This is a genomic window from bacterium (assembly GCA_035529855.1).
Lineage (GTDB): Bacteria > RBG-13-66-14 > B26-G2 > WVWN01 > WVWN01 > WVWN01.
Genome location: DATKVX010000082.1, coordinates 1 through 23,317, shown reverse-complemented (window position 1 = coordinate 23,317; position 23,317 = coordinate 1). Strand labels below are relative to the sequence as shown.

Sequence of the window (23,317 nt, the reverse complement as noted above, 5' to 3'; positions counted from 1 at the left end):
ACGAAGGCGGGGCGGACGCGGCAATGGGCGTGGACGTATACGAGCTCCGTAACGCGTGTGACGTCGACGAGCGGATGGGGCAGGCTTAGTATGTTGCGGGCGTCCTCGACGAAGCGCTCGACCCAGACGAGCGGCAAGTTGCGGCCTACGCCGGGGGCGAAGCTGACGGCGATTATTTCGGCCAGGCCGCCGGCCCCGATAACCAGCGGCTTCCCGGCCCGGGCGCCGCGGAATATCGCCCAAGCGCCGGCCGCGGCGACCGCGGCGGCCGGCAACAGCGGCCAGGATATCCTCGGCTCGAGGTACGCGTTGAAGGGTAAAAACCAGGTCCGTCCTTCGTAGCTCGAGAATTTGAAAATTACGTTAAGGGAGAAGACGAGGACCACCGCGGCGTAGGCGGCCGCGATCTGGACGTAGACGTTGCCGCATATCCGGCGCCACGGCGCGTCCGCCCGGGCGCCGGCGGGCCGGCCTTCGCTCTTCGGGGGTGCGGTCACGTCGTTGTCGCGATTATATCCCAACGTCTGAAGAGACCATCCTTAAACGTAGTTGTCCGGACCTCAGAATAGAAAAATTTTATATACGAAAGATTGCAGCATCACGAGCGCGAAGACGCCGACCACCAACTTACCGCCGCAGCGCCGCCTCGCAAGGCCGGCCAGCTCCGCCCCCGCGGCCACGAAGAACGCCGGATACAGGAACAGCCACACGCGCTCCACTTCGCCCAGGACCAACCCGGAGAAGTTAAAGGCCAGGAATACCAGCAGGAAGCCTACCGTGGTCGCGCCGTAAAACGAGCGGCGGGTTTGCTTTTGCCGGATTATCCGGAAGACGCCGCGTAGGTATAATATGCCGACCGGGATGCCGACCGCGACGAAGGCCGTGAAGAGGTTGCCGAACGCGTAAAACCAGTACGGCCGCGCCGCGGCCTTGCTCGCCGTTTCCGCGTGGCGCCCGAACAACCGGCCTATTAATACGAACGCGTTGTTCCCCGCCGACGGGAGCTCCTGGTTGGCCCGGCACGCCGTCTTGAATACGGCGAGGTGGTCGTAGCCGGTGGCGAGCTGGAACGCGGCGAGCGCCGTGGCCGCGACCGCGGGAGCGAGCAGCCACGCCAGGCCGGCCTTCGTCCACCGCCGCCCCGAAACCGCCGCGGCGACGCCGAAGGTCGCGAATACGGCGACGTATATCCCGAGCGGGAAGTACGTCAGCAGCGCGACGGCGAGGACGACGCCGGCGGCGGCGGCCCAGCGCCGGGGCGTCGGCGACGAGGCGGCCTTTAACCCCAGCGCCAGCAAGGCGGTTCCTAAAAGACAATACAACCCGACGGGGCCCGCGCCGAAGAAGAGAAGCGCCGGCGAGCACGCGAACAACGCCGCCGCCAGTAGCGCTTCCTCCCGGCCGGTTATGACCCGCGCCGCGGCGTACAATACCCACACGGCGGCCGCGGCGGCCGCGACGTACGCGAACAATATGCCGTAAATATTGCTTTCGCACAAACGGTCGACGAGGCCCAGGGACCAAAACGTAAGGCCCGGGCGCGTGCGGCCCAGCGAGCTGAGGTTTTTCATGGCTTCGACGTAGCCCGCGAAGACGTTGGGTACGTCGAAGACGGCGCGCATATTGAGGAGGTACCTGTTGAGCGCGAGGAGGGGGTACGTCCGCCCGAAGGCCGGCCCGAGGCTTATGGCGGCGACGTTCACGAACGCGCCCAGCGGGAGTACCCAGTGCTTACGCGCGCGAACGCCCCATACCAACAGCGCCGTGCCGCCGGCGACGGCCGCGGCCGCGGGGAGGAGGCGCCACGAAAAACGAGGGTCCCAGTACGTAAAAAGTGGCGAGAGCCAAATCTTGCCCAGGTATTCCGAGCGGAAGAGAAATGCCCGGGCGGCGAGAACCGCCGCGACGAGGGCGTAGGCGACGACGAGGTGGACGCAAAAACCCGACGCCGCGCGCGCCGGGGCGGTTTTGGGTGCGGCTTCAGGCTGCGGCGTTTCCACGTCGAAACTATAATCGATTACGCCAAGGGCCGCAATAAAAAAACCCGCCGGGCGGGTTTAAATCGGGGATAGTTAAACCTCTTAGCCTCGGGCGAGCAAAGCCGCGCCGAGGGCGCCGACGAATTGGGGGTCCGGGAGGACGTCCACGTCGCGGCGCAGCGCGACGGCCAGCGCCAGGGCGAAGCCGCGGTTTAGCGCCACGCCCCCCGACAGCACGTAGCGGCTCCCGCCCAACCGGGAGGCGAGCGACGACACGCGTTCCGCTACCGCGCGCAGGATCCCCGCGCCGATGGCCGCGGGCTCCACGCCCTCGTGCAGCAGGCCGACGACTTCCGACTCGGCGAAGACGGTGCACATATTGTTAACCTTGGCCGCGTCGGGGCGGCCGGCGTCGATGCCGGCCAACTCGGCGAGGTCCATCTCCAACGCCCGGGCCATTATTTCGAGGAAGCGGCCGGTCCCGGCGGCGCAGCGGTCGTTCATCGCGAACTCGGCCACGCCGCCCCGGTCGTTCACCCGTATCGCTTTAACGTCCTGGCCGCCGACGTCGACGACGGTGACGCTGGCGCCGACGTGCTCGAAGGCTCCGCGGGCGTGGCACATTATTTCGGTAACGGCGCGGTCCGCGAACGGAACGCGGGCGCGGCCGTAACCGGTCCCGACGACCCGGGCCACCTCGCCCGCCGAAATGCCGACGCCGGCCAGCGCTTCGTCGAACGCCTTCCGCGCCGCGGCGGCCCCGGCGACGCCGGTGGGGAGGGCCGCGTTGGCGGCGGCCCTCCCGTCGTCGTTGACGACCACGCACTTGGTCGCCAACGAACCTACGTCTATGCCGGCGTAATATGCCATTTAGGAACTCACTTGCTCGAGCAGCGCCTCGACGCGCGTCTTGAGTTGGCCCACGTCGCCGTCGGAGTAGTCGGTCTCCAGCGCGAGCATCGGGATGCCGCGTCCGTCGGCGAACTTCTTGACGTTCTCCGCTTCGACGAGGTACGGCGTACAGAACGACAGCGTCGCGTGTATTATACCCCGGGCGCGGGAATTTTTGAATAGGTAATCGATGTCGTCGAGGCGAGGTTCGTTGGGCGTAAAGCAGGCGCAGTTTATACCCATGTAGTGGTCGAGCAACGCTTCCTTCATCTCGTCCAGCGTCTTCGCGCCTTCGTCTATCGTGTTTTTATAATACCGGAAGCCGGTGCACATCTCCTCGGCGACTACCGCGGCGCCCGAGGTCTCGACTACCTGATGGACCTTCCAGTTGGGGATGGCCATCGGCGTCCCGGAGATCATCAGGCGAGGCGTCCCCTTGTCGAAGACGCCCTCGCCGGCGGCGACGCGTTTCTCGAGTTCGTCCGCGACCTCGTTGGTCTTCTGCGTGAAGCGGTCCAGGTCGTCGTAGAAAGATATTTGCATAATGAGCAAGGCGTCCTTGCCCGAGATGGGCGTCGGGTCGTTCCAGCGCAGCTCGTGCACCCGTTTTATGGCGCGGCGTTTGGCGTTGACCTTTTTGACGGCCGCGGCGAGGTTTTCGGCGGTGAGTTTTTTGCCGGTTTGTTTTTCCATGGCGGCGATGAAGTTGTCGAGCTCGGCGCGCCACAGCTCGCGGTCCGGCGGGCCCTTTTTGTTGGGCACTTCCATCACGTATACGGGATGGATCTCGCCGAGCAACTCGTACGCTTTCTTCTTCCCGTCGCACGTCGTCTCGCCCACGACGACGTCGGCGGACTCGAAGTAGGGACAAATTTTACCGAGCTTGAAGCCGTAGAACGACTTGATTAGCGGGCAGAGGTTCCGAGGCAGCTCCGCCTCGGCTATGGGAACCGAGAAGTCCGCGCCGGCGCACAGGCCTACGGCGACGCCGTCCAACGCGACGACGACCTCCTCCGGCACGAACAGGCAAAACGTTCCGACGACGGTGCCGCCTTTCTTTTTATGGTCCAGGAGCTCCTTGATGCGGAGGCCGTGGACTTGCGAGATTACGAAGTCGTAATACGCCATGGTTTCGGGGCGGTTAGGTTGGTCCGTGAACCACTTCAAGTAGAGCGGTCCCAGCGCGCCCATAAGTACGTCGTGCTTTTCCAGGTCGAGCCCCAGTTCTTTCCACATGCCGGTCCAGTCATCGGCCATGGTCGTCCTCCTATATAAAAAACCAGCGTCATCGAGTTGCGGCGACGCTGGACGAACACGGCCGAACGTAGTTCGGCGTGTGGGGGGCCTGGTGTCACGCAACGCCCACGCGTCGCCTCCGTTTATTTATCGTCGGGGACCCGAACCGGGCCGCTAAGCGCCTGTAGCGCGCCGAATATCACGTCTTGGCGAACGCGTGGATTTTCACGAAACCACCTCCTTGAAATGCTTCATCGGGAAATCCTAAAAGAGACGGGGCGGTTTGTCAATAAAAAAGGGCCCTTCCCGCCGGGGCGTTTTCGAGCGTGGCCGCGTCGCGATCGACTTGAAGCGGCGAACGGGTACACAGGGTGGGTAAGGCTTCACTAAAATATACGACCGATTATATCATATAAGTCGTTTATGCTTGACATAATAGGCATTGGTTGTTAGGTTACAAAAGAGATAAAGGAACTGAAAATTATTTAACCAAGGAGGCACCGAGATGAAGGTTATGGGGATTATATCTTTATGCGCACTGGCTGCCGGTGCGGCGTTCGCGGATACCTTTATCGTGGGCGGCCAGAGTACGTACGCCGCGTACCCATTCCGGGGATGTTGAAGCGTCAATTCCGTTCGGAGCCAGGGTCTGGTTCTGTCTACGGACGCCGTTCCCGCCGGTACGATATCGAAATGGGAATGGTACGTTTACACCGGCAGCGCCGGCACGTTCAACAACTTCAAGCTCCGGTGCTGCCATACCAACCTGACGGCCCTCACCACCAATTTTACGAATAATTACGCGGGCAACACGCCGGTGGAGGTATACAGCCGGAGCGCGCAGTACATCGCCGCGACGCCTTCTGCCTGGTTCGGGTTCGACTTCGATACGGCGTTCCAGTACGACGGTAAGAACAACCTTATCATGGAAGTCGACTGGAATACCGACTCCGGCGGCTACGCGTATTGCCGGGCGGATTCGGTAACGGCGCGTTTCGTCTATAGTTCCAACGGGGCGGGCCCCTACCTGTCGAACTATTTACACTACCAACGCATTACGATTAAGCCCTCGGGGATGGCCGTCGCGCCGACGTCGCTCGGCCGCGTCAAGTCGTTGTACCACTGATTTCGTGCTATAGGTAAACGCGGGAAGGCCGGCCTTGGGGCCGGCTTTCCTATATCGGCCGGGGGGACCGGCGCTATCACCGGCGACGGGTTTTTGGCTTGACAACCGGCCGCAAGTCTTATAAAATATTATTAGACAAAAATAAATTTCGTTAGCGGGTAATTCGAAGATATAATAGGAGGTAACGTGATGAAATTACTGGCGGTGGGTTGCGTATGCGCCCTGGCGGTGGGCGCCGCGTTCGCGGACCTCTTCGTCATCGGCGGCAAAAGTAGCAGGGCGGATTACCCGTGGAAGGGTTGTTGAGGCGTCGACTCGGCGAGGAGCCAGGATCTGGTTCTGAGTACGGACGCGATTCCCGGCGGCACCATCAAAAATTGGGAGTGGTTTTGTTACTCCAGTACAGCCGGGACGTACAACAACTTCTCCATTAAGTTATGCCATACCGACGTTAGCAAGCTCGTCACGAACTTCGTCGCCAACTTCAACGGCAACACGCCGCTCGAGGTATTTAAGAAGAGCTCCCACTACCTCAGCGGGACCGCCGGCAATTGGTTCGGCTTCGCCTTCGATAAAGAGTTCGAGTACAACGGCAAGGATAACCTGGTAGTTGACGTCTCGTGGAACGGCGACAGCGGCGGCACTTGCTACACCTATTGGAGCCCGGGCACGGCGCGCTGCGTCTACAACTATAACGGCGGTACGGTGTATTTGGCGAACTACGTGCATTATATGCGCATCTCGCTCGAGCCGAACGCCGTCGCGCCGACGTCGCTCGGCCGCGTCAAGGCCGTATACAGGTAGGACGGATTTCAAATCGAAGGGCCGGCCTTCGGGCCGGCTTTTTCTTTGCCCCTCCGTGGGGAAGCCGCCCGGCGGGCCGGAGGTTCGTGGAGTTAATAACCCGGCCTCGGGGCCCTTGACAACGGCGACGTAATTTTTTAGAATCTATATCGAAGAACGAGCGAAACCGGGCAAACGAAACCCACAGGGGGTTTACTTATGAGAGCGTTATTGGCGGCGAGTCTCTTTCTCTTGGCCGCGGCCGCGGCCCAGGCCGACCTCGTCACGGTCGGCGGCCGCGATTTCCCGGTCAACTATCCGTTTTGCGGGAGTTGAGACAACGCCTTCCGGGGCCAGGCGCTGGTCCTGAAGACGGACGCCCTTCCCGCCGGCGAGATTACCAAGTGGGAGTGGTACGCCTCCCTGACGCAATATCCCGGCGATTTTTACAAGTTCCGTTTCAAGTGTTGCCACACCTCCAAAACCGCCTTGACCGATACGTACGCCGACAACTACGACGGCAAGACGCCGGTTCAGGTTTACTACCGCGACACCTGCCACATCGCCGCTGCGGCCTACGAGTGGTTCGGCTTCCAGTTTGACAAGCCGTTCAGCTACAACGGCGCCGACAACCTGCTCTTCGAGGTGTGGTGGGAAGGCGACAACGACGGCTGGGCGTATACGTATTGGGGGTCCAACCCGGGCCGGTACGTATGTTCTTACATAAAGGGGACGACGCCGCTTCGCGGCTATCCCGACAAGGGCGAGGTATTCGACTACCTCCACAACATGCGCATCACGATATTGCCCGACGCCGTGGCGCCCACGTCGTTGGGTCGCGTCAAGTCGCTCTACAGGTAGGTTTTCGCGGGGATAGCGAAAGGAACGGGGCCCGGCGGGCCCCGTTTTCTATTCCGGCATGGCCGGCAGTTCGCCGGCCGGGATGGCGTGCGATTGATTTTACAGGATAAATTTGGTAAACTTTGACGTGAACGCGGGATTTCTCGTCCGCGCCGTTAAGAGGGGACTTAGCGAGTGAAAACTTTAGCAGCGGTATGTATCGTAGTCTTCGCCGTCGGCGCCGCCTCGGCCGAACAAGTCGTGATCGGCTACCGTACGTACATGTCGTCGTTCCCGTTCTACGGGTGTTGAAATACCCGGACCGTACGGTGCCAGGACCTGGCGCTGAAAGAGGAAGGCCTGATGGCGGGGACCGTGACGCGATGGGAGTGGTACGCGAGCTCGTTGATTTCCGTCGGCGGCTTCAAGGATTTCTGGGTCAAGTTGTGTCACACCTCGCGCGACAAGCTCGTCGCCGATTTCCAAAAGAATTACGACGGCAATAAACCGGTCCGGGTTTTCGCCGACGACGAGCTGCGCATCAAGCCGCCGGCGTACACCTGGTTCGGCTTCGACTTCTCGCCGACGTTCGAGTACAACGGCAAGGATAACCTGATCGTCGAAGTGCACTGGAAGGAGCGGAGCGGCGCGCCGGGGGTCGTCACGTACTGGACGCCGAACGAAGGTCGGTGCTGCATGTACGCCGGGCCGGTGCCGTGCGACCCCGCGGTCTTCGACTTCGTGCACTACATGCGGGTGACGATATCGCCCGTCGCCGTGGCGCCGACGTCGCTAGGCCGCGTCAAGGCGGTGTACCGTTAAAGCCGTGCGCTACCGCCGGGGACGGACCCTTTTGCGCGTATTATCGGTTTTAATCGTTTGTAGCGTCGCCGCCGCCGGCGCCGACCGCATCCTGGTGGGCGACCCGGCGCAGCGCATCAACCTGCCGTACTACGGCGGCGGCGGTTACGAGGCGATGCGGTGTATGGAGGTCGTCCGCAAAACCGATGGCCTTGTCGCCGGCGAGATTAAACGGTGGGAGTGGCAGTCGGGCGAGCTGGACCCCACGACGGGGAAGTTTTATAAATTCAAACTCCTGCTCTGCCATACCTCGCGCGCGGAGCCGGCGCCGCCCTTCAACGCCAACTACGAGAGCCGCACCCCCGCGGAAGTCTTCGCCGCCGACCCGGCGGCCATCTCGATGCGGATACGGGAGTGGTTCGGCTTCGATTGCCAACCCGCTTTTCGGTACAACGGCTCGGACAACCTGCTGCTCGAGGTATGGTGGGAGGGCGACGACGACGGCGGCGGCTACGTCTTCACGGCCGAGGTCCCCGAACAGCGCCGTTGCCTGCTCGCCTACCGGAAGGACGGCGTCCCGGAGTACGGCTACCCGGACCGGGGCGAGGCGTTATATTGGCTCCACTTCATGCGGATAACGCTCGAGCCGGACGCCGTGTGGCCGACGTCGCTGGGGCGCGTGAAGGCCGTGTACAGGCAAGGCGGATTTTAAGTCGTGGAAACCGGCGCCAGGCCGGCTTTTTTTCGTCGCCGGCGCCCGATATATACGCTTGACACGCGCGCAAAAGAGGTTTAGTATAAAAGTAACGGAAGGCAACGCAGGGAGGTCGAGCTATGCTACGGAAGTTGGTAATCGTCGTATGTGCGGCCGCGGCCGGCGCCTCCGCGGCGCAGTTCGTCGTCGGCAGCGCGGAGACGGGCGTCAAGGCGCCGTTCTCGGCGTGTTGAGGCATCGAGGCCTATCGGTACCAGGGCCTGGTACTGAAGACGGACGCCATCCCCGCCGGCACGATTACGCGGTGGGAGTGGTACGCGGCGTCGGGGACGGGCAGCGTACGGCATGCTCTACTTAGCAACTTCTCCGTAAAAATCTGCCACACGTCGTTCAACGCTCTCACCACGCCGTTCGCCGCCAATTATGACGGCAATACGCCGGTGACGGTCTTCTCCGCCAACCCCGTAAGGGTCGACCCCCAGTATAACGACTGGTTCGGTTGGGCTTGCAACCCGACGTTCTCTTACAACGGCTCCGACAACCTCCTCGTCGAGACGTGGTGGGATGTCGGCAACACCGGCGGCCCGAACTGCTGGATGAAGTACGTCCTGACCTCGAGCCGGGCGTGTATAGCCTCCCGGGTAAACGGCGTCCCGCAGAACGGCTATCCGAACGGCGGCAAGGTCGAGGGCTACAATATGTACATGCGCATAACGATGGGCGGAGCGGCCGTCGCCTCGAGCTCGCTGGGCCGCGTCAAGGCGCTCTATCGGTAATTCGGAGGAGGCGATTTTATTATGAGGACGACCGCGGTCGCGGCGCTGCTCCTTATGGCGGTGTCCTTTGCCGCCGCGGACCTGGTAATCATAGGGAAAGGGCTCGGGGCCCCCGGCGGCGCGTCGCCGTACGCGACGTGTTGAGGCGTATCGGCGCGCCGGCACCAGGTTCTGGTGCTCAAGAGCGATGGCCTCCCGGCCGGGACAATAACGAAGTGGGAATGGAACGCCGCGGTGAACCTGACGCCGTGTAGCTACTACAACTACCGCCTAACGCTCTGCCACACGTCCCTCTCGGCCCTCACCGACACGTACGTCACCAACTACGACGGCAACACGCCCGTCACGGCCTACAGCCGCAACCCCGCGACCACAAGCGCCGTTCCGGCCGATTCCTGGTTCGGGTTCGATTTCGACACGCCGTTCGACTACAACGGCGGCGACAACCTCATCGTCGAAGTGTGGTGGGAGGAAGACACCAACGGCGGCGGCAACACGCAGTGGAATTTCCCGGTGAACGGCCGCTGTTGCTTCTCGTATATCGTGAACGGTAATCCGCAAAGCGGGTACCCGAACAAGGGATACGTTTCGTACTTCATGCACTACATGCGCGCGACGGTTTCGCCCTCGCCGGTGGCGCCGACGTCCTTGGGACGCGTTAAAGCTTTGTTCGGCTAATATTCAAAGGGGTATCGACTATGAGAACGGCTGTATATCTTTTTGCGGTCGTGCTGGCCGCGGCGCCGGCGACGGCGCCGGCGTGGGCCGCGCAGTACGTCGTCGGCTTCGACGTCGGCAACTTCGCGCACCCGTTCTCGGGGTGTTGAAGCTGGGACGCCGACCGGGACCAGAACCTGGTCCTGCAAAGCGACGGCCTGCCGGCGGGCCGCATCACGACGTGGGAGTGGAAGACCGGCGCTTCTAAAACCTTCGTGGCCGGCTACTTCGAGAACTTCAAGCTGACGCTGTGCCACACGGACCTGACCTCGTTAACCAATAATTAAGTAAACAACTACCGCGGCCGGACGCCGGTTCACGTCATTAACCGGAGTCGGTTGAACGTGAACAGCACGCCACCCGAGACGTGGGTGGCCTTCCCCTTCGACGCGCCGTTCGACTACAACGGCTCGGACAACCTCATCGTCGAGGTGTGGTGGGAGGACGACAACGGCGCTGGCGGCGCGGCGCGCTACGGCAACGCCGGCGGCGGAAACCGCCAGCTCTACTCCGGCATCCTGAACGGCACCCCGTACGGCGGCTACCCGAACAGCGGCTACACGTCGCAATACATGCACTACATGCGCGTAACGCTTACGGCGTCGGCCGTGGACGCTTCCTCCGCGGGGAGGATTAAAGCGCTATATAGATAACCTGACGCCCGGGCGGGAATCGGGCCGGCGTAATCGCCGGCCTTATTGCTATGTAATATGTGGGCCGCGGTCGGCCCGTCGGACGCGGGTGTTGCGTCCGCTTACTAAATGGGTTATAATCTCCCCGAAATCTGTAGCGGCTCACGGTTGAGTTTTGGAGGAAATATGAGGAAGACGCTTTACCTTGCGCTGACGTTTGCGCTGGCGGCCGTGGCGGCGCCGGCGGCCCAAAAGGTCGCCGGCCCCAGGCAGACCACGGTCGACGAGCCGTTCTGCGCGGGGTGAGGCACGTCGTACCGGGTCCAGGTCCTGGTCCTCAAGGGGCAGCTCGGCTTCAAGGCGCCGATTACGCGTTTGGAGTACCAGTCCGCGGGGCTGTGGAAGGACGTCAAGTTCTACAAGTTGGAGCTGCGGATGTGCCATACCTCCCGGGCCACCCTCACCGATAATTTCCAAAAGAACTACGACGGCCACACGCCGGCGCTGGTCGCGACGGCGGACCCGCTCGAGGTCAACGCCAAGCTCGACGACTGGTTCGGCTTCGACCTCTCGCCGCAGTTCAACTACGACAACGCGAAGAACTTAATAGTCGAGATACGATGGCAGAACGAAACTACGGGGGCCAAGGTGAACACGTGGGCGTACGACACGGGCGTAGGGCGAATGCTCAAGACCCGCGAGTATAACGGCGCGACGGGCACGCTGGTTTCCACCGTCAACCGCTTGCGCGTTACGTACGACAACCCGGCGGTGGACGCCTCGTCGTTCGGCAAGGTCAAGGCGCTTTATAAATAGGCGACCGTTATTCCCGGGAAATAATGCCGGCCCGCGGGCCGGTTTTTAATTTTAGCGCCGGCTTTTAATTTGAAAACCCTTGACGGTTATTGCGCGTTATTATAGTATACGCTTATTAGCGAAGCGCCCTTAATTCTGGTTACCAACGACGACGGCGCGAACGCGCCTGGGCTTGCGGCGCTGGCGTCGGCCCTCGACGCGTTGGGCGACGTCGCGGTCGTCGCGCCGGACCGCGAGCGCTCTGCGGTGGGCCACGCCGTAACGATGACGGAGCCGTTGCGCGCCTGGCGCGAGCTTTGGCCGGACGGCCGGGAGGTCTTCGTCGTCGACGGGACCCCCGCCGACTGCGTCAAGGTCGGCGTGAAGGCGCTGCTCGAGCGCCGACCCGACGCCGTCTTCTCGGGTATAAACCTGGGCGGTAATGCCGGCGTCAACGTCATATACTCCGGGACCGTCTCCGCGGCCACGGAGGCGACCATCCTCGGCATCCCCGCCGCGGCGATATCGCTCGACACTTTTACGGACCCGGACTTCGGCCCGGCGGCGCGCGTCGCGGCGCAGGTGGCGGCGAAGATACTACGGGACGGCTTGCCGCCGCGCGTCATGCTGAACGTCAACGTGCCGGCGCTGCCCGCCGAGGAAATCGCCGGCGTGAGGGTAACGCGCCAGAGCGGCGCCGTGCTCGAGGACCGCTACGAGGAACGGCACGACCCCCGCGGCCGCCGCTACTTCTGGCTCGCCGCGGAGCGGTTGAGCGCGCCGGACCCGCGCGACGACGACGACATCACGGCGCTCGAGGAAGGTTACGTTTCGGTAACGCCCATACATTACGACCTGACCGACGAGGCGGCCCGGGCCGAGCTCGCGCGGTGGGCCGAGGATTTAAACTTGTAATATAGGCCGCGGCTCAGGAGGGCCTACGACGATGCGCCTCTTTCAGGATACGAACTATAACTTCATAAGCCTGGGTCGGCCCGCGCTGATTTTCTCGGCCGTGCTGATGATAGCCAGCGCCATCCTGTTGTTTACCAAGGGCCCCAACTTCGGCATCGACTTCACCGGCGGCGTCAAGATAGACGTTCTGACGAACCGCCGCGTCACCGTTTCGGACCTCGAGAATATCCGCGGCGCGGCGCCGGTCGAGATCCACTCCGTGGGGCGCGCCGAGCGCGAGATGCTCATCTCGCAAAAGGGCCTCGAGAAGGCGGACGATTACGCCGACGCCGTGGTCAAGGCTCGCCGCGAGGCGGGGAAGTTCGAGAGCCTGGCCGAGGTCGCGGCCATACCCGACGTGGACCTGACCGAGGATGAGCTCGCGACCGTCTTCGCCGTCACGACCGAGGAGGCCGAGGGTGCCAAGGGTACGCTCCGCATAGATATCAACAAGGCCGCGCCCGACAACATCCGCGAGCGCATCCAGCAGATCATCGTCGACAAGACCGTCGCCAACCTGAGCCGCGTGCTGGGCGAGGTCTTCGGCGTGCCGGCGGGCGCCGCGGGAAAGGTGGATATCAACGGCATCGAGGACGCCGGCCTCTTGGAGGAGGAGTTCGCCCGCTATATGCCGCCGGCGGACGCCGCGGCGCTGGCGCGCAACGTCGCGCGTAAGAGGAGCCTGGGCGCGCAGGCCGAGGCCACGACGCTTCTGCCGTCGCTCCCGGCGGCGTACGAGGGCGTTAAGGTCTCGGCCGCGGCCAAGAAGGCGTTGGGGGACAACTTCTACGCCGGGACCTTCGCCATCCGCGGTACCGAGAACATAGGCCCGCGCGTCAGCCGCCAGCTCATCGGCCTCGCGATGAAGGCGCTTGGCTTCGCGCTCCTGGCGATGCTGGCCTATATCGCCATCAGGTTTAAATTCACCAGCGGCATCGTCGCCATCATTAGCCTTATCCACGACGTCCTCATTACGATGGGCCTCGCCGTCCTGGTGGGCATCGAGATCGACCTCACCGTCGTCGCGGCCTTCCTCACCGTCGTCGGCTACTCCATCAACGATACCGTCGTCACGTACGACCGCATCCGCGAGGACGCGCGCCAGGGCCGCAAGGAGAGCTACCGCGGGCTCCTCAACCGCGCCATCAACGAGAACCTGTCGCGTACCCTCATAACCGGCACGGGCTCGCTGGTCGCGCTGTTGATACTCTACTTCCTGGGCGGCGACGCGCTGCGCGGTTTCGCGTTTATCTTGTGGGTGGGCATCGTCCTGGGAACTTATTCGTCCATATACGTCTGCGCCGCGCTCCTCGACGAGATCGACAACTTCCGGACGCGCCGCCGCAAGGGCAAGCTGGAGGCCAGAGTCGCCCGGGCCCAGGTGAAGAAGAAGGTCCGCAAAAGAAAGAAGAAGTAAGGAGTAGGGTTCTATGTTGGCCGCGGTAGACCACGGCGTATACATAGCCCTCGTCCCGCTGTACGGCCTGGTAGCCGTTACGCACGCGCTGCGTCGCAACGGCATCCCGCAGCTCAGCTGGGCCGTCCTGGCCCTCAACACGCTCCTGATAATCCTGCGCTGGGCGGAGGTCGGCCGCACGCCGTTCTCCACCCTCTACGAGTGTCTGTCGCTCTTCGCCTGGTCCGGCGCGCTGGCGTATCTGCTGGTCCAGCGGTTCGGCGGCGAGAAGGTCCGTTGGTCCGGCGTCGTCCTCTTCGCCATTACGGCCGCGGCGATGGGTTACGGCGCGACCAGGGACCCCGGCGTAAGGCCGCTGTCGCCGGCGCTCGACTCCATCTGGTTCGAGGTCCACGTCATCCCGGCCTTCGCCTCCTACGCGCTCTTCGTGGCCGCCTTCGCGTACGAGCTCGAGTTCCTGGTGACCGCGGCGAAGCGCGAGCGCCTCGACCTCTTCTCGCGCAAGCTCATCCTCTTCGGCTTTCCGCTGCTGTCGTTCGGGATATTCTCCGGCGCCGGCTGGGCCGAGGAGGCGTGGGGGACGTACTGGTCGTGGGACCCGAAGGAGACGGCGTCGCTGGTGACGTGGTGCGTCTACCTGGCGTATATCCACGCGTCGCGGAGCCCGCGCTTCGCCCGGGTGCCGTCGCGGGTGCTGAACGTCCTGGGCTTCGTCTCGATGATGTTCACGTTCCTGGGCTTTAACGTCCTCGCGAAGCTGTTGGGCCTCCCGACCGCGCACGCGTATACTTAGGATTATGGTTTATAACCCCGAATACGCGGTAAAACCGTTTACCGATTTCGGAAAAGTCGGCCCTGTTACCGACTTAGGGGAGCTTAATTTAAATTGGCGCGAGTGCGACTTACCGGAACGGGAAAGGACTAAGCACGTACATAGGTTACACCCTTACTTAGGGAAATTCATTCCGCAACTCGTTGAAATATTTATTAGGAAGTACGAACCCAAGCTAGTAATAGACCCTTTCTGTGGTTCCGGTACGACTTTAGTAGAAGGACTATCTTTGGGTGTAGATTCTTTCGGTTGCGATATATCGGAATTTAATTGTTTATTAACCCGGGTTAAAACCACGTATTACGAATTAGGGCTGTTAGAGAAAGAGATACGGGATATACTACAACGCTATAAAATGGCGGCCCGGGAAGATTTGTTCGGCGGGGCGGTCGAAGTCGAATCCCGTAACGAATACCTAAGGAAATGGTTTGCCCCGAAGGCGTTAAACGAACTATTAATTTATAAATCCTTAATTCCGGATTATAAATATCAGGACGTTATGAAAATTATTCTCTCGAGGTCAGCACGGTCCGCGAGGCTTACTACGCATTTTGATTTGGACTTCCCCAAAGAACCTACAACGGAACCTTATTATTGCTATAAGCACGGGCGAACATGTTATCCTACGGAAAACGCCGATAAATTTATATCGCGTTATTCGCTGGACACTTTAAGGCGTATTAAAGAATTCGCGTTTGCTAGAGGGGACGCAAAAGCCGAAGTAGTTGCGGGAGATGCCCGGGAGTTAGAATTCCCGGCAGCGGATATCGTAATTACGTCTCCGCCTTATGTAGGTTTAATTGATTACCACGAGCAACACAGGTATGCTTACGAATTACTCGGCTTAAAAAATAATGAAGAAGCTGAAATAGGTGCCGCGAAGAAAGGAAGGTCCCAGAAAGCTACGGATAAATACGTCGAAGGTATTACGAGAGTATTTAAGCGGCTAAAAAGATTCGTGAAACCCGACTGCGTGTTCGTGGTTATAGCTAACGATAGTAAAAACGTTTACCCTCAGATCGCGAACGCATCCAATTTCGAGGTAATTAATGAGCTAAGCCGTCACGTCAACCGTCGAACGGGGCGGCGCGCAACCGATTTCTTCGAAAAAATCTTTATCTGGGAGAACCCTGATTAATAGGAGAACGAAAGCCGAGATAAAAGGTTTTATCGAGGGCTTTATTGAAGCCCTCTTAAGGGACCATACGCCGCGTGGCCGTAAGGCCTATAACCGAAGGCCTTTAGCGGAAGATTCCGAGTCCGGCGAACTCAAGCCGTTTCACCAAGCGTTGCTCCCCGAAGGGATACTAGCGCCTTCCGAATTCGAAAGGTCTTTTTCGTCGCGGCTCGGTAGCACTTTCGAAGAAGCCGCTAAACTCATAGCGCTCGGTAGAGGTTACGAAGCGGAGAGGAATTTCCGCGTCGAGGGTAATATATCGCAGGCCCAATTCGACGAAATAGGTAATATCGTAAACGAAATCCGAGAGCACGGGTTTTTGAAGAACTTCGGCGATTACATCAAGCGGGTAGTAGGCACAAAAGGACCTAAGACGAGACCGCTGACGGTCCTTTCGGACGTATTCGTGGGCGCGAAACGGAAGAAGTTTTTTTTCGAAATAAAAAGCCCAAAGCCGAACAAAGGCCAATGCCTTGAGGTATTAGAGAGGTTTTTACGAACCCAAGCCGTTTACGGAAGCCCTAATACCGTCAAGACTTATTACGCCATGCCTTACAACCCGTACGGCTCGCGAAAGGAGCAATACTCGCATTGGCCCGGCAAGTCCCTCGACTTAGAAAACGAAGTTTTACTCGGCGCCGAGTTTTGGGATTTGATCGGGGGGCCCGGTACGTACGCGGAACTCTTAAATATATATCGCAAAGTGGGGAAGGAAAAAGGGCCCGACATTATTCAGAACCTAGTTAGAACTAACTAAAAACCCGGTTAGGCCGAATTATAGATAAGGGTTTCCTAAAGGTCGCGAAGCTGTTGGGCCTCCCGACGGCGCACGCGTATACGTAATAAATTATGGGGGATACAAAGAACAAGGTGCCCGGGTGGACGACGTTGTACCTGAACCTGTACGACGTGTTGGGGTACGTCGCGCCGGGCTTCATCCTTATAGCGGGCCTGCTTATAATCGGTGGTCGGTACGGCTTCTGCGAGTACGAACTCCGCGTCGCGGCCCTGGAGCATCTCGTAAATACGCTCGGGTTATATACCGCTGCGGGGGGTGTTGTGGCGTGTTACCTCGCCGGGAACTTCCTCGCTGCGCTTAGTAAAATCCCCGAGCGCTTGAACTGGTTCGGCCTGGACCGCGTCCCGGAGTACCTTTTCGTCCGCCCCGACGATAAGGGGCCGTATTATAAACGCGGAGTGACGCCGGAAGTGTTGGAGCGATTCGCCCGGGCCTATTATTTAGTTTTTTTACGGGACGATGCCCCCGACGAGGCCGCCCCGTATTTGGCGTTTCTCCGTAAACTCGTCGGAGAGGAGAGATTGCGGTATAAGGGGATTTTGTGGGACTGCTACGATTACCTTTTAAGCCGCGAGCCGGCACAGCATTACGCGGCGTATTCTTTTTTATCTTTGCAAGGTTTTTTCCGGGCCGTGACCGCGGCCGGGGTTATCCTCACGGCGTTCGCCTTCGCCGTCGTCGACTACGGCGGGTTCTCCGGCGTCGACGCGGCGTGGCTCGCCGTACCCGTTCTCATAACGCTGTTTTCGATTTCGCGCTACGTAAAGTTCGCCCGCCAATTTTATTACCAGACGCTGAGGTCTTTCGCGGTGGTGGTCGGTGAGTAGGATAGGGAAGAGCATCTGGAAACTCCTCACCTCCCTCGAGCTCGGGGTGGTCCTCGTGGTCGTCCTGGCGGCGTTCATGGTCGTGGGGGCGCTGTTGCCGCAGGGGATGGACGACGAGTTCTACCTCAAGGCCTGGGACGAGGGGACGTACCACGCCCTCCGCGACCTCGGCCTGCTCGACGTCTTCCACCGGCCTATATTCCTCGTACCCGCAATTCTCTTGGGCGTCAACCTCCTGTGCTGCTCGATAGATATTCTCCGCAAGTTCTTGCCGAAGACCATAACGGCGCGCTACGTTGTCTCGGCGCTCTACCACCTGGCGTTGGTGGGGATGTTCGCCGGCTTCTTCGCGACCTACCTCTTCTCGTACGGCGGCGAGCTGACTATAAAGCCGGGCGAGTCGGTTCACGTGCCGCTGAAGAAGGGCGAAACGGCGTGGGCGAAGCTCGCGCCGCGGCTCGGCCTCGCGGCGCCGCAAAACGAGGAGACGCCCTACGAGCTGCGCCTTAAGAGCTTCGAGACGACGTACGTCGAGCGGGAGGGTAAGACATTCGTCAAGGATTGGATAAGCGAGCTCGAGGTCGTCGCGGACGGCGCCGTCGCGGCGGCCAAGCGCATCGAGGTGAACGACCCGCTGGTCTACGGCGGCATGAAATATTACCAGGCGTTCTTCGACCAGAAGATAAAGTTCGACGTGGACGGCGAGGAACAGGAAGTCGGGCCCGGCGAGCCGCTGGCGGTGGGCGACGAGACGCTGATGGTTTCCACCGTCAAGAGCGGGAGCCTCCTCGGCGACGACGGCCCGACGCCGCTGGGGCCGTACGTCGAGCTCAAGGAGATGCCCAAGGACAAGTGGCACCGCGTCACGAAAGACGTCCGGCCCGGGCGGCGGCTGGACCGCGGCAAGCCGGTCGATGTCGGCGCGCGCCGCGTTACGTTCGTATCGTTCGAGGAATCGAGCGGCCTTACGTACAAGCGCGACCCGGCGGTGAAATTTTTGTGGGTATTGTGGATCGCGTTTACGGCCTTGATCGCGGTGCGGATATACGTCCAGGAGTCGGCGCTGACGTGGTTCCGAAAGGAGCGGTAGGGCGGCGGCGGCCCGCGGCGCGGGCTTTTTTTTATTGCGAGAAAACCTTGCATATTGAGGGCTAAAGATATATTATATAAGGGGTTAGCTTTTTACGCCGTTGGAGGACCCGGGTGGCTCGGAAGAGGAAAATCGACGAGAAGATCGAGGCCCGCATAAAGGAGCTCGAAGACGAGCTGCTTTCGCTGAAGGCGGACTACGTCGGCGCGGCCATAGACGAGCTGCGCCGGCCCAAAGGCCCGTTCGCGGTCGTCACCTTCCGCGTCGGCGGGAAGACTTTCGCGTTGCCGCTTTGGTCGGTGAAGAGTATTTCGCGCGCGGTAGCGATTACCGATAAAGGCGAGCTCGGCCCGGGCTTTGCCGGCGTCATAACTTATCACGGCGAGCTCGTCCCGGTTTTGGACGGGGCGGCGCTGGGGAGCGAAGGCCGCGAGATAGACGTCGGCGACCACATTATTTACTTCACCGCCGGCGACCGTCGCGTGGCGCTCGTCGTCTCGGCGGTACTCGACGTCGAGACCTTCGACAGCGAGAAGATCGTCTCGGCGGGCGACGCCGGATTGCCGCGCCGGCCTTTCCTCGGCATCTACGAACAGAACGGCGGCCTTACGCGTATCCTCGAGCCGTCCGCCCTGTTGCCCGACGTTACCGCGAGAGCCGCGAAGGACGACGTGGAGGCCGAGCCGGACGCGACGCCCGAAACCGACGGCGACGAATCCGCGGAATGAACAAGGCGTTCGAACTAGGCGAGAGAGAATTCCAAACGCTGAGCGGCCTCCTTCGGGCCCGCCTCGGCCTGGATTACCCACCCCAGAAAAAGTCGGAGCTCGAGAAGGCGTGCGCCCCGGTGAGCGACGACCTAGACGCCGCCGAATTCTGCTGCAAGGTGGCGTCGCCCTCGGGGGAAGCGCTGCTGGAGCGGTTAGTCAATCGACTGACGGTGGGCGAGACTTATTTCTTTCGCATCCAGGCCCACTTCGACGCCCTTAAGAGCGTCATCCTTCCGGGGATATTTAAAAAGCGCGCGGGGGAGAAACGTTTGCGAATATGGAGCGCGGGATGCGCTTCGGGGGAGGAACCGTACTCGGTCGCGATGCTCATTTTGGAAACGCTGCCGGACCCGGCGAATTGGGAGATAGAATTCCTGGCCACCGACATCAACACTGATTTCCTCGCGTCGGCGCGCCGGGGGCGCTACCGCGAGTGGTCGTTCCGTAAAGTGGACGATTATTGGCGGAAGAAGTACTTCAAACGGGCCGACGGCGAGTGGCAGGTCGCGCCCGAAGTCCGGGCGCTGGTGAAGTTCGTGCGGGCCAACCTCGTCGACGAGCGGGATAATGCGGCGGCCGCCGGCCCGGCGTTTTTCGACCTGGTCCTATGCCGCAACGTTTTCATCTATTTCGACGAAGCGGCCATCGAGCGGGCGTCGGCGCTATTCCGGCGATACGTGGCGCCCGGCGGTTGGTTCGTCGGCGGCCACGCCGAACCTTTCGTCTACGACGACGATTTCGAGGCGGTGAATTTCCCCAGCGCCTTCGTATACCGCAAACTGACGCCGGAGGAAACCGCGGCCGCCAAGAGACCGCCCCGGCCGGCGGAGCGGCCGCGTACGACCGTACGCACGCGGCCGGCCGCGAGCGAGCTCGAGCGGGCGGACCGCCTGGTGGCCGCCGGGCAAGACTCGCGGGCGCTGGAGCAGCTGGCCGGCCTCGTCTCCGCGCGCGAGGACGCCGAGTTGTATTGGCGGATGGGGCGCGTCCTCGGAAACCTGGGCCGGTACGAGGAGGGTCTGGATTGGTGTCGTCGCGGCACGGCGCTGGATAAAACTAACCCATATTGCTACTATATAGCTGCTCTCATCCAGGAAGAGATGGGCAAGAACGACGAGGCGTTCGAGAACCTCCGCCGTTCGCTGTATGTAGAAAAAAATTTCGTCCTGGGGCACTTTTCGATGGCGAGCTACCACCACTGGCGACGGGACGAGGAACGCGCCGCGCGGTCGTATCGCAACGTGTTAAAATTGCTCGAGGGCCGCGCCGAAAACGAGGAGATATCGGGCGACGGTTTGACCGTAGGCCGTCTGCGCGAAATCGTAAACCAAATCCTGTAACATGGCTGATATGGAAGACGAGAAGTTCGAGCTGCCCGAGCCCGGGGGGCAACCCCTCCAGGAAGACGTCGACTGGTCGGCGCTCTTCGACGCCATGGGGGATATGGTGGAGGAAGAGAAGGTCGCCGACGTGTTGACGGACCGTGCCCGGGCCCTGGCCCGGGTCGAGGAAGACGCGACCGCGGAGGCGGGCGACGTGTATACGTTGTTCTCGCTGGGGCTGGAACGCTACGCGTTATCGGCGGCCGCGGCGCGCGAGGTCCTCGAGCTACCGACGATAACGCCCATACCGGGGGCGGCCGCTGCGATAGCGGGTCTGTTTCACCGCCGCGGGCGGATATTAGTCGCGTTAAATACCAAAAGCTTGTTGGGGCTGGAGGAGAACGGCCGGTACGGCAACGCCGTCGTACTTACCGGCGAGCCGGCGCGCGTAGCCTTGCTGGTGGACGAAGTAGAGGCCGCCCGGATTATACCGTCGGGCGCCATATACCCGGGCGACGTCGGCGGCCGCGCCATAGCCGGCATTACGCCCGACCGTTATATCGTATTAGATGCCGAGGCGCTGCGCGCGGAAATCAGGGGGGTCGTGGGTACCGAAACGAGGGGTATTTAGGAGTGGTGCTCAAGGGAAAACTGGAAGATATGCCGGTCGTGGACGTGCTGCAGTTCATCTACGCCAGCCGGCGCAGCGGTACGCTCCATCTCGAGAGCCGGGACCGGCGGGGGTTCGTCGTTTTCCGCGACGGCAACATCGCCCAGGCGTCTACCAACGCCGCCGAGAACAACCTCGGCCATATCCTCCTTGCGCGAGGGCTTGTCGAGGAGGGCGAGCTGGCCCGGGCGGTCGAAGCCCAGCGTTCGGACTACAGCGATATGCCGCTGGGGCGGGTCCTGGTGGAGACGGGCCTTCTGAGCGAGGAAGAGGTGAAGGCCGCGGTCGAGGAACAAATCGAGGGGGCCGTCCGCGACTTCGTCCTCTGGCTCGACGGCGATTTCGTCTTCGAGTTGGGGACGGCGGCCGCGCCGGCGGACGACGTGGCCGTACCGGTCGAGGGCATCCTGCCGGGTGTCACCGTCGATACCCAACATCTCCTTTTAGAATGTATTAGGATTTTCGACGAACGTAGTAAGCCGTCGGCGGAGCCGTCCGCCGAAGGCGCTGCGGCCGAACCGGCGGTTGAAGTTACGCCGCCCGAGGATGTGGAAGAACCGGCGCCGCCGACGCACACCGTTTACGTATACTCGGATAATGAACCCCTTTGCGCGCTGTTAGCTTCGGTGGCTGCGAAGAAGAAGGTCGACTGCCGCGCGTTACAATCGTTCGCCGAATTAATGTTGGCGGTGGAGAGCACGATGCGCGCCGACCGCTTGCCGGTCGTCGTCCTCGACGCCGACTTCTGCGCCGGGGACCGTCCGCAGGAGCGCGGCACGCGCGCCGCCGAATTGGTGGTTAAACTAAAACGCGCCGCCCGAGCGCTGGAAGTCGTTTGCCTTTCGTCGCGAGCGGAGCACCCCCTGCGTATCGCCCTCCTCGAGCGCCACGCCCGCGCCCTCGTCGGCGTGCCGCCGAAGCCCCTTTTAAGGGAGATGCCGCCGGGGCCCGAAGTAAAGAACTTTATCCGCGAACTTTGGACCGTCGTCGTCGAGGCGTTACGCAACTACGAGAACGTCTACGTGAAGAAAAAGTGGCGGGAACGGATCAGCTCCCTCGAGGCTTACCTGTTGAAGCTCAAGCGGTTCGTCCGCGAAGCCCAGAAGTCGAGCTTCACGTTTATGGTCTCGCTCGACCTCCTAAACCTCATCTCGGAAAATTACGAGCGCGCGTTGTTGTTCGTCGTACGGGAAGGGGTGGCCGGCGGGATCGGCGGCTTCGGCGACGCCGCCGACGGTACGCCGCTCGGGATTATGGCCAAAAACGTCGAGGTCTCCCTCGACGAACCTTCCGTATTCCGGACGGTTGCGGAACGGAAGACGACGTATCGCGGCAGGCCGGACCAGGGTCAAACGGTCCACCGGCGCTTTTTCGAACAGATAGGCGAGCCCAAGAACGGCGAGGCGGTGGTGGTTCCGCTGTTGTCCGGCGGCCAAACGCTCGCGATGATCTATTGTGACAACGGCGAGGCCGCCGAGCCCCTCGTCTACGACGAGCTGTTGGACCTCCTCTCCAACCAGACGAGTATTCTATACGAGCGGATGTTGGCGGAGACGTTGCCCCGGGCCGCCCGCGATTAAAAACCGAGCCTCGAGGCGGTTGCGGCCGCCCGAGAAATTTAGTATAATTACCGCGTTAAACGTTGGGCTCCGGTAAAGAGTCGAAACGTAGAATGCGCGGATTACGCGGGAGGTACCTGCGATGTATAAATGGCTAGGAATTATCGTTTTGATATTTACCGTCGCTTTCGCGGCCGGGTGCCGGCGTACCGGCGGCGGCCCGGCCTACTACGGCGGCGGCGAGGAAGAGAACGTCGTCGAAGGGTCCGTCGTCGTGGGCGAGATCGTCCCCGCGGATAAGGATGTCGGCGAGGAGATAGACGAGTTCGCCGCGGGCGGCGAGTTCTCGACCAAGGGGCCCGGCACCGCCGAGAAGGCGGCCGGGGAAACGGCCGCCAGCGCCGCCGCCCCCTATACGGGCGGCGTAATCGACGGCTACCGCGTACAGGTCATCGCGAGCTCGTACCAGGACAACGCCGATAACGTCGCGGACCAGGTCCGCGCGGCCTATCCCGGCACCGGCGTCTACGTCGAGCACGTCCAGGGTTTGTATAAAGTCCGCATCGGCGACTACGGCGACCGCGCCGCGGCGGAGGCCATGCGCGACCG

Annotated in this window: 26 protein-coding genes; 21 read left to right on the top strand and 5 right to left on the bottom strand. The window is 61.5% G+C overall.

Features of this window, described 5'->3' with window-relative positions; translation table 11 throughout:
* From VMX79_09165 to VMX79_09150, 4 genes are all read right to left on the bottom strand, one after another.
* A partial coding sequence (locus VMX79_09165) for a hypothetical protein (GenBank protein HUV87269.1) occupies nucleotides 1–521 on the bottom strand: 521 nt, incomplete at its 3' end.
* Between the two features lie 39 nt (nucleotides 522–560).
* Nucleotides 561–2,000, bottom strand: coding sequence for a glycosyltransferase family 39 protein (locus VMX79_09160; protein ID HUV87268.1), 1,440 nt, complete (start codon nucleotides 1,998–2,000; stop codon nucleotides 561–563).
* Between the two features lie 81 nt (nucleotides 2,001–2,081).
* Entirely contained in the window at nucleotides 2,082–2,849 is a 768-nt protein-coding gene (locus VMX79_09155; GenBank protein ID HUV87267.1) for an acyl-CoA dehydratase activase, read from the bottom strand.
* Entirely contained in the window at nucleotides 2,850–4,127 is a 1,278-nt protein-coding gene (locus VMX79_09150) for a double-cubane-cluster-containing anaerobic reductase (GenBank protein HUV87266.1), read from the bottom strand. It abuts the gene before it with no gap.
* A gap of 796 nt (nucleotides 4,128–4,923) precedes the next feature.
* Here VMX79_09150 and VMX79_09145 point away from each other — a divergent pair.
* The 4 genes from VMX79_09145 to VMX79_09130 all read left to right on the top strand — a co-directional run bounded on the left by VMX79_09145 (nucleotide 4,924) and on the right by VMX79_09130 (nucleotide 8,368).
* The gene (locus VMX79_09145; protein ID HUV87265.1) at nucleotides 4,924–5,232 is read left to right on the top strand and encodes a hypothetical protein; all 309 of its coding nucleotides are present in this window, start codon (nucleotides 4,924–4,926) and stop codon (nucleotides 5,230–5,232) included.
* A gap of 1,272 nt (nucleotides 5,233–6,504) precedes the next feature.
* A complete protein-coding gene (locus tag VMX79_09140) occupies nucleotides 6,505–6,876 on the top strand; it encodes a hypothetical protein (protein ID HUV87264.1) in 372 nt (123 codons plus the stop codon).
* 342 nt (nucleotides 6,877–7,218) lie between these two features.
* On the top strand, nucleotides 7,219–7,677 hold the full coding sequence (locus VMX79_09135) for a hypothetical protein (protein ID HUV87263.1): 459 nt from the start codon (nucleotides 7,219–7,221) through the stop codon (nucleotides 7,675–7,677).
* A 31-nt stretch (nucleotides 7,678–7,708) separates the two neighbouring features.
* Complete coding sequence (locus VMX79_09130; GenBank protein HUV87262.1) at nucleotides 7,709–8,368, top strand: hypothetical protein; 660 nt, start codon at nucleotides 7,709–7,711, stop codon at nucleotides 8,366–8,368.
* A gap of 247 nt (nucleotides 8,369–8,615) precedes the next feature.
* Here VMX79_09130 and VMX79_09125 read toward each other — a convergent pair whose 3' ends face one another.
* Nucleotides 8,616–8,777, bottom strand: a complete 162-nt coding sequence (locus VMX79_09125; GenBank protein HUV87261.1) for a hypothetical protein — start codon at nucleotides 8,775–8,777, stop codon at nucleotides 8,616–8,618.
* Nucleotides 8,778–8,811: 34 nt separating this feature from the next.
* On the opposite strand from VMX79_09125, the gene VMX79_09120 reads away from it, so the two are divergent.
* The 17 genes from VMX79_09120 to VMX79_09040 form a co-directional block, all read left to right on the top strand.
* The gene (locus VMX79_09120) at nucleotides 8,812–9,147 is read left to right on the top strand and encodes a hypothetical protein (GenBank protein HUV87260.1); all 336 of its coding nucleotides are present in this window, start codon (nucleotides 8,812–8,814) and stop codon (nucleotides 9,145–9,147) included.
* 21 nt (nucleotides 9,148–9,168) lie between these two features.
* Entirely contained in the window at nucleotides 9,169–9,291 is a 123-nt protein-coding gene (locus VMX79_09115; protein HUV87259.1) for a hypothetical protein, read from the top strand.
* A gap of 30 nt (nucleotides 9,292–9,321) precedes the next feature.
* Nucleotides 9,322–9,825: a hypothetical protein gene (locus VMX79_09110; protein ID HUV87258.1), complete on the top strand. Its 504-nt coding sequence runs from the start codon at nucleotides 9,322–9,324 to the stop codon at nucleotides 9,823–9,825.
* Nucleotides 9,826–9,845: 20 nt separating this feature from the next.
* Nucleotides 9,846–9,974 (top strand): hypothetical protein, encoded by a 129-nt coding sequence (locus VMX79_09105; GenBank protein ID HUV87257.1) that lies wholly within the window; start codon nucleotides 9,846–9,848, stop codon nucleotides 9,972–9,974.
* A 234-nt stretch (nucleotides 9,975–10,208) separates the two neighbouring features.
* Nucleotides 10,209–10,517: a hypothetical protein gene (locus VMX79_09100; GenBank protein ID HUV87256.1), complete on the top strand. Its 309-nt coding sequence runs from the start codon at nucleotides 10,209–10,211 to the stop codon at nucleotides 10,515–10,517.
* 354 nt (nucleotides 10,518–10,871) lie between these two features.
* Entirely contained in the window at nucleotides 10,872–11,312 is a 441-nt protein-coding gene (locus VMX79_09095; protein HUV87255.1) for a hypothetical protein, read from the top strand.
* Between the two features lie 114 nt (nucleotides 11,313–11,426).
* Entirely contained in the window at nucleotides 11,427–12,206 is a 780-nt protein-coding gene (gene surE, locus VMX79_09090; protein ID HUV87254.1) for a 5'/3'-nucleotidase SurE, read from the top strand.
* Nucleotides 12,207–12,237: 31 nt separating this feature from the next.
* The gene (gene secF / locus VMX79_09085) at nucleotides 12,238–13,662 is read left to right on the top strand and encodes a protein translocase subunit SecF (GenBank protein ID HUV87253.1); all 1,425 of its coding nucleotides are present in this window, start codon (nucleotides 12,238–12,240) and stop codon (nucleotides 13,660–13,662) included.
* Nucleotides 13,663–13,675: 13 nt separating this feature from the next.
* Nucleotides 13,676–14,455, top strand: a complete 780-nt coding sequence (gene ccsA / locus VMX79_09080; GenBank protein ID HUV87252.1) for a cytochrome c biogenesis protein CcsA — start codon at nucleotides 13,676–13,678, stop codon at nucleotides 14,453–14,455.
* A 4-nt stretch (nucleotides 14,456–14,459) separates the two neighbouring features.
* Nucleotides 14,460–15,632, top strand: a complete 1,173-nt coding sequence (locus VMX79_09075) for a DNA methyltransferase (protein HUV87251.1) — start codon at nucleotides 14,460–14,462, stop codon at nucleotides 15,630–15,632.
* A gap of 888 nt (nucleotides 15,633–16,520) precedes the next feature.
* A complete protein-coding gene (locus VMX79_09070; GenBank protein ID HUV87250.1) occupies nucleotides 16,521–17,297 on the top strand; it encodes a hypothetical protein in 777 nt (258 codons plus the stop codon).
* Nucleotides 17,290–18,387 (top strand): cytochrome c biogenesis protein ResB, encoded by a 1,098-nt coding sequence (locus VMX79_09065; protein ID HUV87249.1) that lies wholly within the window; start codon nucleotides 17,290–17,292, stop codon nucleotides 18,385–18,387. Before VMX79_09070 ends, VMX79_09065 begins: the two co-directional genes overlap by 8 nt.
* Before the next feature lie 113 nt (nucleotides 18,388–18,500).
* Entirely contained in the window at nucleotides 18,501–19,115 is a 615-nt protein-coding gene (locus VMX79_09060) for a chemotaxis protein CheW (GenBank protein ID HUV87248.1), read from the top strand.
* Complete coding sequence (locus tag VMX79_09055; protein ID HUV87247.1) at nucleotides 19,112–20,497, top strand: CheR family methyltransferase; 1,386 nt, start codon at nucleotides 19,112–19,114, stop codon at nucleotides 20,495–20,497. Before VMX79_09060 ends, VMX79_09055 begins: the two co-directional genes overlap by 4 nt.
* 10 nt (nucleotides 20,498–20,507) lie before the next feature.
* Complete coding sequence (locus VMX79_09050) at nucleotides 20,508–21,110, top strand: chemotaxis protein CheW (GenBank protein HUV87246.1); 603 nt, start codon at nucleotides 20,508–20,510, stop codon at nucleotides 21,108–21,110.
* A 2-nt stretch (nucleotides 21,111–21,112) separates the two neighbouring features.
* Nucleotides 21,113–22,729, top strand: a complete 1,617-nt coding sequence (locus VMX79_09045) for a DUF4388 domain-containing protein (protein ID HUV87245.1) — start codon at nucleotides 21,113–21,115, stop codon at nucleotides 22,727–22,729.
* 121 nt (nucleotides 22,730–22,850) lie between these two features.
* On the top strand, nucleotides 22,851–23,317 hold a 467-nt coding region (locus tag VMX79_09040; GenBank protein HUV87244.1), incomplete at its 3' end, for an SPOR domain-containing protein.